The sequence below is a fragment of the Phocaeicola faecium genome (genome assembly GCF_014837055.1).
GTDB classification, from domain to species: Bacteria; Bacteroidota; Bacteroidia; order Bacteroidales; family Bacteroidaceae; genus Phocaeicola; species Phocaeicola gallinarum.
In genome coordinates this window covers 163,290-175,641 of record NZ_JACSPQ010000006.1, presented here as the reverse complement: position 1 = coordinate 175,641, position 12,352 = coordinate 163,290, and the positions used below count along the sequence as shown (strand labels likewise).

The following is a 12,352-nucleotide window of genomic DNA, read 5'->3' as shown; positions in this document are numbered from 1 at the left end:
CGTTTTTTCATACTTCCCCCAAAACCGGATAAAGCTGAAAACAAGCTCATTACGAATAAAAGCTGCAATTATCCTCTCTATTTTTTACCGGGCATCAATACAAAGAAATAAAACGACCACAAAAGAGGAATATCTTCATCAAAATAGACGATTTTTCTATCAAAACGGACGATTTTGTCATAAAAAGCAACTGTATGAATTTAAATTTGCAAGTGCGTGAAAAACACATAATGCAAGTATAAATCACATTAAAAGCCTTACTTATGATGAAAACACAACTAAAACGAATGCTTTTCTGTCAAGCATTCATGAAAACCACTGCTTGCATCGTGCTTTCTGCCTGTACTCTCAGCGCAATGGCATATTCTGAAGAAAGCATGACTCAAGTCTCGGAAATTACTCAACAAAACAGAACAGTAAAAGGTAATGTAACAGACGCCAACGGTACACCGATTATCGGGGCAAACGTGATGGAAAAAGGTACTACAAACGGAACGATTACGGACATCGACGGAAATTTCAGCCTTAACGTATCGCCTAATGCCACACTGGTAATCAGCTATATCGGATATAAATCGCAGGAGGTATCGGCGGCAGAATTACAAGGTGGAAAACAAAAAATCACACTGAAAGAAGATTCAGAGATTATGGATGAAGTCATCGTGGTAGGATATGGTACGCAAAAGAAAGCCACGTTGACAGGTTCTGTATCACAAGTAGGAGGTGAGGATTTGAAAAAAGTTGCAGCGGCAAACCTGACCAATACACTTGCCGGAAAAACGGCCGGTATCATAGCCAATACCCGTTCGGGAGAACCGGGTGAAGACAATGCGGATATATTGATTCGCGGTAAAGGTACTTTGGGAAGCACTTCGCCGCTGATTGTGGTAGACGGTATTGCCGACCGCTCGTTCAGTCACCTGAATCCTGAAGACATTGAAAGCATTTCCGTACTGAAAGACGCATCGGCAGCCATTTACGGAGCGCGTGCGGCAAACGGTGTTATCTTGGTCACCACCAAACGCGGAAAGGAAGGGAAAATTTCGGTGAACTATAACGGAAGTTATTCAATCTCCCAGCCTACCAAAATCCCTGAAATGCTGAATGCATATCAATATGCTACGTATGTAAATGAGTATGATGCCGACCCGCGTCATGATCAGGCCGGTATTACATATTCCGATGAGGTGTTGCAACATTATCTGAACCATGATGACCCGATTAATTATCCGGATACAGACTGGTGGAACGAGGTTGCAAAAAACTGGGCGGGTAAAACGCAGCACAGCCTGTCTATCAGCGGAGGTACAGACAAAATTTCATTTTACACTTCCGCACAATATATGTGGCAGGACGCGATTTATAAGAACTCGGCACAAGATTACAAACAGTTCCAACTGATGTCTAATATCGATGCCCAAATAAACAAGTCGATACGTTTTAGTTTAGACATATTGGGCAGACAGGAACAGCGCCAACGCGGAATTTATACTACTCCGTATTTGTTTACTTACTTCTTAAGTACCTTCCCCGGAAGTGCGCCTTATTACCCGAACGGACTGCCGCGAGTAGGCTATGACGGAGTAACCCGTAATGCGGCAATCATGGTAACCGATCAGCCGGGGTCGAATAACTATACGACGAATGTCATCAACATCAAGCCTTTACTGCATGTCGACCTTGACTTTATCACGAAAGGACTGTATGCCGAAGGATATGCCGCCATCGACTATACGTTTAGCGATGGCAAACAAATCAATCAGCCATACGACCTTTATTATTATGACAACGCTACACAAGAGTATCAGAACAGGCGTTCTGACACGGGACAAATCAGCCTGAACGACTGGGCTACCCGTTATTCGACCATCACCCTGAATGCCCGTATCGGTTACGAACGTACTTTTAACGACAGTCATAAAGTAAATGCTTTTGTAGCTTACGAACAGAGCAAATATAACTACCACACGCTGTCAGGATATCGTACCAACTTCTTGTCGAACACGCTGATGGATTTATTTGCCGGAAGCGACGTACCGGCTGATAAGGACAACAACGGTTCTTCAGACAAAACTGCACGTGTAAACTTCTTCGGACGTGTAAACTATTCGTACATGGACAAATATCTGGCAGAAGTAACCATGCGATACGATGGGTCTATGAACTTTGCCAAAGGACACCGCTGGGGCTTGTTCCCGTCATTCTCTTTGGGGTGGGTTATCTCTGAAGAAAAGTTCTTCGAACCGGTGAAACCTTACATCGATTTCCTTAAGCTCAAGGCTTCATGGGGACAGATGGGTAACGACAACATCACTGCTTACCAATATCTTTCACAATATGCGTTTGCAGACAGTGGAGCTTACTTCGGTACGGGCGATGCCGCTGCGGTTAACAAAGGTTTTTATCTAACCCGTACGGCCAATCCGCTGGTTACATGGGAAACAGCAAACACTACCAACCTCGGATTCTCGGCTTCGTTCTTGAACGGTAAATTTACATTGGATTTCGACTGGTTCAAATCCAAGCGTAGCGATATATTAATTACCCGTAGCGCATCTATACCGGCGTATACAGGATTGGTGCTCCCTGCCGAAAACTTAGGTAAGGTAAATAATTCGGGAGTAGAAATCGTGGCTTCTTATCACGACCGCGCCGGCGACTTCGAATGGGGAATTACCGGAAACTTTACATACGCAGAAAACAAAGTAGTTTACATGGACGAAGCTATTTCTACCCCCGAATGGCAACGGACAACGGGAAATCCGATAGACGGACTGGTATTGTACAAAGCATTGGGTATCTATCAGAATCAGGCACAAGTAGACAACACGCCTCACATGGACAATGCCGCGCCCGGCGACTTGATTTATCAGGATACAAACGGCGACGGAACAATTACATGGGATGACGCTATCCGTATCAACGCATCTGCAACGCCGAAAATTATCTACGGTTTCACACTGAACGGTTCATGGAAAGGCATCGACCTGAACATCTTCTTTCAAGGACAGGCTAAAGCCGTACAGTTAGTACAACCCACCATGAATATGGTAACAGACTTTTACGAAGGACGTTGGCGCACAGAAAACACTGCCGAAGAAAATCTGAACGCCCGCTGGCCGAAAGCCTTCATCAAACAGACTTACGGTGATACATGGAATGGAAGTGCTTCTACATGGTGGCTCCGCAATGCCGCTTTCCTCCGTCTGAAATCAATGGAAATCGGTTATACCCTACCTCAGTCGCTCACCTCGAAAATCGGTATCCAAAAGTGGCGTTTTTACGTAAACGGAAACAACTTGTTTACATTTGATAAAATGAAAATATGTGACCCCGAAGTCGGCACATCCAAAGATGAAAACGGATACGCAATCAACTCAAACGGTATCTTGGCATACCCGTTACAGCGTATGATTACTTTCGGTACTAACATTACTTTCTAAAAAAAACATCGACAACCATGAAAACAAAACATTACTTATATACATTGGCTTTGGCTTGCATGAGTTTGGGAAGCACATCGTGTACAGATATATTAGATGTCGAACCTCTCAACTCTTTCTCTGATGAAGCAATCTGGAGCGACCTCGCTCTTTCTGAAACTTACCTGAACGCACAATACGTCAACCTATGGGCAGAAACCATGAAAGGGACTCGTTTCGCTCATTTTACAGACGAGGTTTATCAGAAACATACCTACGGCTCTGAAAATGTAACACAAGGCCTGCTAAACTGCGATACATATAGTATCGGCTGGGATGAGACCATGTGGGACCCATGGGGAACATATTACGGCTATATCAAAAGCATTAACCTGTTCTTGGAACGCATTGATGAAGTGCCGGGAGATGAAGAATGGAAAAACTGGCAAAAAGGACAGGCTTTATTCCTCAGAGCTTGGAATTACCACATGTTATACAGTCTGTACGGACGTGTTCCTCTCATCGACCATACATTCGGTTTGAACGATCAGTTTGAAGAATCACGTGCCGATATGGATGATGTGGCTGCTTTCATTGTAAAAGATTGCGATGATGCTGCTTCTCTTCTCCCCGATGTTTATCCCGACAACAGCGATTTCGGACGGGCGACCAAAGGGGCTGCATTGGCTTTGAAATCAAGAGTGCTGCTTTATCAGGCAAGTCCGTTATTCGGTACGCCGTCTCCTGAAAAATGGCAAGCTGCGGCCGACGCTGCCCATGCCGTATTCGATTTAAACATATATCACTTACAGGATATCAATACGAGCAACGTAGTTACCGACCCCAAAACCGTAAGCGATGAATACGGGGCTTTGTTCCTTGATCCTGAGAATCCGGAAGTCATCTTCGAAAAACTATACGACCCTCAATACGGAGCAGGCGAAAATATGTCTTATCTCTATCAGGCTCCTTGCGGTATCGGCAACGGATTTCAAGGATGGGGGAACTTTAACCCAACGCAAGAAATTGCCGATTTCTTCCAGAACTCCGACGGCAGCGATTTCGTTCCACAGGCAGAATATTGGGCAGCGGCAGGCGACATGCCCGATGCATGGAAAGGTCGTGAGCCTCGATTCTACGCTGCTTTCATCCTTGACGGAGATATGTGGGGGTACGGAGACGGCCGACGTGAAGTCGAAGTATTCCGTCCCGGCGAATCGGGTGTAACCGCCGGAAGAGACAGCGATCAGGGAGAATATTACTGGAATGCCAGCAATACGGGCTACTCTATGCGTAAATTCCTCGATCCGAACTATAACTCGGCAGGAACAACAATGCACACTACTCCGTGGTTCTTCATCCGCTTATCCGAAATCTATCTGAACTATGCCGAATGTCAAATCCAATTAGGTAATATAGAAGGAGCAGAAGGCGCACGAGAATACATCAACAAAGTACGTCGCCGCGTAGGTTTGCCTGAAATACAAGCAAGTGACGATATTTGGGACGCTTATTATTACGAACGCCAAGCCGAACTGGTATTCGAAGGACAACGATGGTTCGACCTTCGCCGTTGGGAACAAATGGAAGAATGTTATAGCCATCCTGTAACAGGTATCGTTATCTATAAATACGCCGATGGACACAAACAATATTATACAGGGAATACTGTTTCAACCCGTAACTTTGCAGGGGTAGCCGGAGCTGAAGCACATTACTGGCTTCCTGTTCCCCGCTACGAATTAAGACGCTCTCCGGCTATCGACGCTCAACCATACGAATAATTTAACCATACGAATTATTATGAAAACATTAATAAAATATATCAGCGCAATCATAGGAGGTACAGCGATACTCTCTTGTACGGATTATAGCGAACATGTTTCGTATAACGAACAGTATCCTTTGCCCGAGGGAAAAGAACTTTATCGTCCGTTAGAATATTCCGGTCAAGACTGGCGGGTAGATACGTTTGCCTACTGTTACAACCGAATGGCATGTACGGATAACTTGGCTATCTTTTGGGAAAAAGGATTCGGAGATGATTTGGCAAATCCGCCTCAATTAGAGGGAAACGACATGCACGTTGATTTAGAAAATCTCAAAAACAAACTCGAACAGTTTTATACTTTTTACAGAGATGACCTGAACTTTGTCAACGAAGGTTCTCTTAGCGAACGATACCGTATGATGGTGATGATTCAGTATTCACTCGAAGGTACGGCTTACGGCGGAACGTATGACAACACCATAGGGGCATTCTGGGCAGCTCCCAACCGCTTGCAGGACGAAAACCTGAACACGGTTGCCCATGAACTGGGACACAGTTTCCAGCTTCAGATGATTGCCGACGGAAGCTCATGCTGGGGTGACGGACAAGGAGCCGGATTCTATGAAATGACCTCGCAATGGATGCTATGGCAAGTTAATCCGAACTGGATAGCCGAAGAGCAATACCATTGGGAGGCCTTCAAACAGGCTACGCACAAGGCTTTCTTACACGAAGAAAACATCTACCGCTCACCATACGTATTGGAATATTGGAGCGAAAAGAACGGGCAAACATTCATAGCCGACATGTATCGGCAAAGTTTATCTTACGAAGACCCGGTACAAACGTACCAGCGCATGAAGGGATATCAGGCAGGCGAGAATTATAAATTTGTGGATGAGATGTTTGATTGTTATTGTCACTTGGTAAATTTAGACTTCGAACGGGTATATGATGAAACACGTGCCTTTGCCAATTCTTTCGAAAACTTCAGTCCGTACATGGATATTCAGGATGACGGTTATTACCAAGTAAAAGCCGAACGCTGTCCGGAGAACTATGGTTTCAACGTCATCAAACTCAGTGTACCCGAAGCGGGCACAACAGTTACAGCCGACTTCAAAGGCTTACAAGGCGAAGATGTTGCGCCTAACGGATGTCCGGGATATGATAATGCGTGGTACTATATACCGTATTACCGATATGGGTTCGTAGGAGTTACGGAAGACGGAGAAACGGTTTTAGGAACTTCGGGAAGTACTGATTATTACAATCAAACGAGTACTGCTTCATGGACTGTTCCCTCAGACCAGAAACTGGCCTACTTATGGCTTGTAGTCACAGCAGGGCCTTCTACCGACCATTGGACTCTGAGCGCACTCCCAATGGCACAATGGCCGTATAAAGTAAAACTGACTAATACATCCATTCAATAAATTCTGTATTTAAGGATTCGGGTATTAGTAAGTACCTTTTGGTAAAAACGAAGACTGTATCCGTCCAAGTAAAAGATAGTTTTATCTGAATTGGCGGATACAGTTGCTGTTTTAAAACCTCACACTAACTTCAAATCAATAAATATGAAACTAAAAACTTTTATCATAGGAATAGCTTTATTACTTGGATGCAATGTACACGCACAAATGTTCTTCGGAGAAGAAAAGGCAATCCCAGACTCCATTTTTAATTCGTTAGCTCAAACTCCTCCAATGGGATGGAACAGTTGGAATAAATTCGGTTGCAATGTCAGTGAAGATTTGATAAAAGAAATGGCCGATGCAATGGTTGAATCGGGCATGAAAGACGCGGGATATGAATACATCGTCATTGATGATTGCTGGCAGGTAGGACGTGACTCGACAGGCAACATCATCCCCGATCCGAAACATTTCCCTCACGGCATGAAAGCACTTGCAGATTACATTCATTCACGCGGACTTAAATTAGGAATATACTCCTGTGCCGGTTCTTACACTTGTCAAGGCCGCCCGGGAAGCCGAGGGTATCAATTCCAAGACGCACGCCAATATGCAGCATGGGGAATCGATTATTTAAAATATGACTGGTGCTCAAATGAAGGTCAAAACGCCCAAGCTGCTTATCAGACAATGAGCGATGCAATCAAACAAAGTGGTCGTCCTATCGTTTTCAGTATCTGCGAATGGGGAGAAAACCAACCGTGGAAATGGGGAAAAGGTATCGGACACATGTGGCGCGTTACTCCCGACATTCGCGATTGTTTCCAGTGCAAATTCGACTGGGGTGGTGTCGGTGTATTAGATATCATAGACATTATGGCAGACCTTTATCCATACGCCGGTCCCGGACATTGGAATGATGCTGAAATGTTAGAGATCGGAAACGGAGGTATGACAAAAGATGAATACATTACGCATTTTTCTATGTGGTGTATGTTAGCAACTCCTTTAATGGCAGGCAATGACTTACGGAAAATGGATGCTGAAACCAAAGAGATTCTAACCAACAAAGAAGTCATATCTGTCAACCAAGACAAATTGGGACAACAAGCACGCCGTTTTATGGACATGGGAGAAAAAGAAATTTGGGCGAAACCGCTTGCCAACGGTGAACTTGCTGTCTGCTTCTTGAATCGTACCGAAACCACATGGCATTTAAACTACGACTGGCACAAACAAACTATTTACTTTGCCGACCAAGTGAATATTCATAAGAAAGAATATACGATACGCGACCTTTGGAAACATCAAAACATCGGTACTACCCAAGCAAATACTGTATGCGATATTCCTCCCCACGGAGTGCTTATGGTACGATTATCCGAGAAATAAATACATTTATAGGAAAGTAACTACCATTGAACATTTATAGTGAAAACATCCGTATGCGTTAAGCAACGCATACGGATGTTTTAAGGAACTTATGGGCTTGCGTTTTGATGACTTTTACACAAAAGTGCAAAATGTTTATGATAAAATATAGTGACGTTATTTAATAATAGAACATGCGCACTTGCTATCTGGTCAAGAAGATTTCAATAAATGATATATAAAGAAAGCCGAAAGTTTTATGTATCTTTGCCCAAATACAAATTTTATATAATCATTAAAGCATGAGATACTTCTTACCTATAATAATACTCTGTCTGCTTTGTTTTACGGCATGTAACAGCAAACAGAAACAGGCTGACGAGAAACCGGTTCTGACGGTTACTATCGAGCCTCTGCGATTTTTTACACAAGCTATTGCTGGAGATAAATATAAGGTGGTAAGCATGGTGCCGGCGGGAAGTAATCCTGAAACGTATGACCCTACTCCTCAACAGTTGATTGCGCTCTCCCAAAGTGCAGCTTATTTGCGTATCGGGTATATCGGTTTCGAACAGGCATGGATGGAACGTATCAAAACAAATGTGCCTAATATGCTTGTTTTTGATGCTTCAAAGAATGTCGAACTGATGCAAGGACACTCGCACGACAGTAAAGTTGCCATAGAACCGCATATTTGGAATTCGACTCGCAATGCGCGGGTTATCGCCGGAAATATATGCCGGGCTTTATGCGAATTGGATACAGTACATACTTCTTACTATCAGGCGCGATTAGACAGTGTGATGCTTTGTATCGACCGCACTGACCAATCCATCAAGGCTTTGTTACCCCAAGCCGATAGTGCTTTTCTTATTTATCATCCGGCGTTGACCTATTTCGCCCGCGATTATGGACTGACGCAGATCTGCATAGAAGAAGAAGGGAAAGAGCCTTCTCCTGCCCAGTTGCAACAGCTTATCCGTAAGGCTCGAAATGCCGGCGTGCGGATTATTTTCGTCCAACAGGAGTTTGACACTCGGAATGCTCAGGTCATCGCTAAAGAATTAGGAGCGCAGACTGTATCTATCAATCCACTCAGTTACGAATGGGAAAAAGAAATGGTAGGAGTAGCTCAAGCATTAGTTAAATAATTCAATCATGAACCGACCTATTATCCAACTAACCGGAATCTCTGCTGCATACGACCGCAAAACGGTATTGGAGCAAATTGACTTGACTGTTTATGAGTATGACTTTTTAGGCGTAATCGGTCCGAACGGAGGCGGAAAAACTACGCTGATGAAAGTTATCCTCGGACTGCTCAAACCGTCTACCGGAGAGGTGTGTTTCTTTCAGGAGGGAAAGAAAGTCCCTGAAATCAGCATGGGATATCTGCCGCAATACAATTCCATTGACAAGAAATTTCCTATCTCTGTGTACGAGGTGGTGCTTTCCGGACTTAACAAGCAGAAATCGTTGTTCCGGCCGTTCACTAAAGAACAACATGAACAGGTCCGCCGGATTATCTCACGCATGGGGCTGGAAGGGCTGGAAGAACGTCCTATCGGGCAACTTAGCGGCGGACAGCTCCAGCGGGCTTTACTGGGGCGTGCATTGGTGTCCGACCCTCAAGTAATCATACTCGACGAACCTAACACGTATATCGACAAGCGTTTCGAGGCTAAACTGTATGCATTGTTAGAAGAAATCAACCGCGAGCGGGCAATTATCCTTGTCAGCCACGACATTGGTTCGGTACTTCAAAACGTAAAGTCTATCGCTTGTGTAAACGGTACGTTGGATTATCATCCCGACACGGAAATCCCTACCGAATGGATTGAAGAACATTTCGGTTGTCCCATTGATTTATTAGGACATGGCAACCTGCCCCACCGGGTATTGAAATGTCATAACCATACATCTAACCTTAAAAACACAGAAGCATGAAAAACAAACTCTTTGCATCGGCTTTGCTCATTATCGCAATGCTTTCTCTGATGCCGCTACGGGCGCAAGTTTCTTTTGGCGATGCCCGTAAGTTCAACGACGGATGGCTGTTCAGCCTTTCCGATGATTCACTCAGTCTGCGCAACGATTATGATGACGGGAAGTGGCGCCGGCTTGACCTGCCACACGACTGGTCTATCGAGGCACAGCTCTCACCTTCGCTGGCAAGCTGTACGGGGTATCTTCCGGGTGGCATCGGATGGTATCGTAAACATTTCACGGTGACAGACCGTGCGGCTCGTCACTATATCTACTTTGAAGGCGTTTATAACCGAAGCGAGGTTTACTTGAACGGACACCTGTTAGGGAAACGTCCGAATGGGTATATCTCTTTTCTATACGACCTTACCCCTTACTTGCAGGAAGGCGATAACGTAATAGCCGTGCGCGTAGACCACAGCCGGTATGCCGATTCGCGCTGGTACACGGGGTCGGGTATTTACCGCGATGTTTGGATGATTTCCGCTCCGCAAACCCATTTCGCACAGTGGGGAGTGGCTTGGCAAGCTGCTTCGATTACCGACCGGCGTGCCACCGTAACGGTAGACATGGAGGTAGAAAAGCATGAAACGGAAAAAGGAAGGCTGGAGGTATCGGCTACTTTATACGATGCAGAGGGGAAACAAGTTGCCCAACGCCGTTCACGCTTGTCGGACAATGCAAAAGGCATTACCAAACAGACTGTTTCGCTCAATGTGCCGAAACCACACCGCTGGAACTTAACCGACCCTTACCTTTATACATTGAAAACAGAAATCTACCGCAACGGTGAACGTATTGATGGCTGCGAGACAAATGTCGGACTGCGTACGCTTCAGTTTGATGCCAACAAGGGCTTTGCGCTGAACGGGCAGTGGATGAAGGTGAAAGGGGTTTGCCTGCATCACGATGCGGGAGTGTTGGGTGCGGTAGTTCCTCCGGAGGTATGGGAACGTCGCCTTACAAACCTGAAAGCAATCGGTGTCAATGCTATCCGTATGAGCCATAATCCGCAAGCTCCCGTACTCTACGATTTATGCGACCGTCTGGGATTTTTAGTGATGGACGAGGCGTCTGACGAATGGGAGTTCCCGAAACGGAAATGGGTAAAAGGATGGAACGTGGGCGAACCAAGTTACGATGGCTCTTTCGACTTTTTCGAAGAATGGATAGAGCGCGACGTGACTGACATGGTACGGCGTGACCGCAACCATCCGTGCGTTTTCTTATGGAGTATAGGCAATGAGGTGGATTACCCGAACGACCCGTATTCACATCCGGTGCTGGACGGAACCACCATTAATCAGCCCATGTTCGGCGGATACAAACCTGAAGCTCCCAGTGCAATGCGCATCGGTGTCATTGCCAAACGACTTGCCGCATGTGTACGTGCCGTCGATACCTCGCGTCCTGTTACCGGAGCTTTGGCAGGCGTGGTCATGTCGAACCAAACGGAATATCCGGAAGCTGTAGACGTAGTGGGGTATAACTATACCGAAAACCGATATGACATCGACCACGCCACCTACCCCGACCGCGTTATCTATGGAAGCGAAACAGGTGTGGGCATCGAGGCTTGGCACGCCGTTCGTGATAAGGATTTCATCTTCGGCCAATTTCTCTGGACGGGGACGGATTATTTGGGCGAAGCCGGACGCTGGCCTTCACGCGGGCTATATACCGGGCTGCTCGACTTCGGCAGTTTCCCGAAACCGCGTGGTTATTTCCGTGCCTCGCTGTGGAGCGAACAACCGATGGCGTATATTGGTACATACCCCATCCGTAAAGGAGAAAACTGGTTGTCGATGGACGCATGGGATACTTGGAATTATGAACCGGGCGAGTTGATTCGCGTAGTTTGCTATACCAATGCTCCACAAGCCCGCCTCTTGTTAGACGGCAAAGAAGTGGGCGAAATGAAGCCTTACGATGACAAGACAGGTATCATTTTTTGGGACATTCCATACCGCCCCGGAACGCTATGGGTAGAAGGGTGTAACGCTAACGGTAGTGTTGCCTCGTCCTACCGCATAAGTTCATCAACGCATCCGTATGCGTTACGGGCACGTGCAGACCGCAGTAATCTTTCGGCAAATAAAGCCACTGCACACATCACGGTAGAGGTAGTAGACAAAGAGGGTACGGTGGTGAAACTCAGCGACAACGACATCACCTGCCGCATCGAAGGTCCTGCCCGACTGCTGGGATTGGAAGGCTCGAATAACAGTGACATGAGCGACTATACCGACAATCACCACCGGGTTTTCCGCGGACGTTTGCTGGCGTATATCCAGACCACGGGCGAAAAAGGAACCATCCGTGTATCTTTCTCTTCGCCTCTGCTGAAAGGAACTGAGGTGGTGCTGACGGCAGAATAAGTGTTG

The 12,352-nt window shown here is 45.8% G+C and carries 7 protein-coding genes; all 7 read left to right on the top strand.

The window, feature by feature from the left end; translation table 11 throughout:
- Positions 1-266: 266 nt before the first annotated feature.
- The 7 genes from H9626_RS08230 to H9626_RS08200 all read left to right on the top strand — a co-directional run bounded on the left by H9626_RS08230 (position 267) and on the right by H9626_RS08200 (position 12,346).
- The gene (locus H9626_RS08230; protein ID WP_191710250.1) at positions 267-3,443 is read left to right on the top strand and encodes a SusC/RagA family TonB-linked outer membrane protein; all 3,177 of its coding nucleotides are present in this window, start codon (positions 267-269) and stop codon (positions 3,441-3,443) included.
- Positions 3,444-3,460: 17 nt separating this feature from the next.
- On the top strand, positions 3,461-5,206 hold the full coding sequence (locus H9626_RS08225; RefSeq protein WP_191710178.1) for a RagB/SusD family nutrient uptake outer membrane protein: 1,746 nt from the start codon (positions 3,461-3,463) through the stop codon (positions 5,204-5,206).
- A gap of 19 nt (positions 5,207-5,225) precedes the next feature.
- Entirely contained in the window at positions 5,226-6,629 is a 1,404-nt protein-coding gene (locus tag H9626_RS08220) for a DUF6055 domain-containing protein (protein ID WP_191710177.1), read from the top strand.
- A 144-nt stretch (positions 6,630-6,773) separates the two neighbouring features.
- Entirely contained in the window at positions 6,774-8,003 is a 1,230-nt protein-coding gene (locus H9626_RS08215; RefSeq protein WP_178256521.1) for a glycoside hydrolase family 27 protein, read from the top strand.
- 281 nt (positions 8,004-8,284) lie between these two features.
- Positions 8,285-9,133, top strand: coding sequence for a metal ABC transporter solute-binding protein, Zn/Mn family (locus H9626_RS08210; protein ID WP_191710176.1), 849 nt, complete (start codon positions 8,285-8,287; stop codon positions 9,131-9,133).
- Between the two features lie 7 nt (positions 9,134-9,140).
- The gene (locus tag H9626_RS08205; RefSeq protein WP_191710175.1) at positions 9,141-9,929 is read left to right on the top strand and encodes a metal ABC transporter ATP-binding protein; all 789 of its coding nucleotides are present in this window, start codon (positions 9,141-9,143) and stop codon (positions 9,927-9,929) included.
- Positions 9,926-12,346, top strand: a complete 2,421-nt coding sequence (locus tag H9626_RS08200) for a glycoside hydrolase family 2 TIM barrel-domain containing protein (protein ID WP_191710174.1) — start codon at positions 9,926-9,928, stop codon at positions 12,344-12,346. Before H9626_RS08205 ends, H9626_RS08200 begins: the two co-directional genes overlap by 4 nt.
- Positions 12,347-12,352 lie beyond the last annotated feature (6 nt).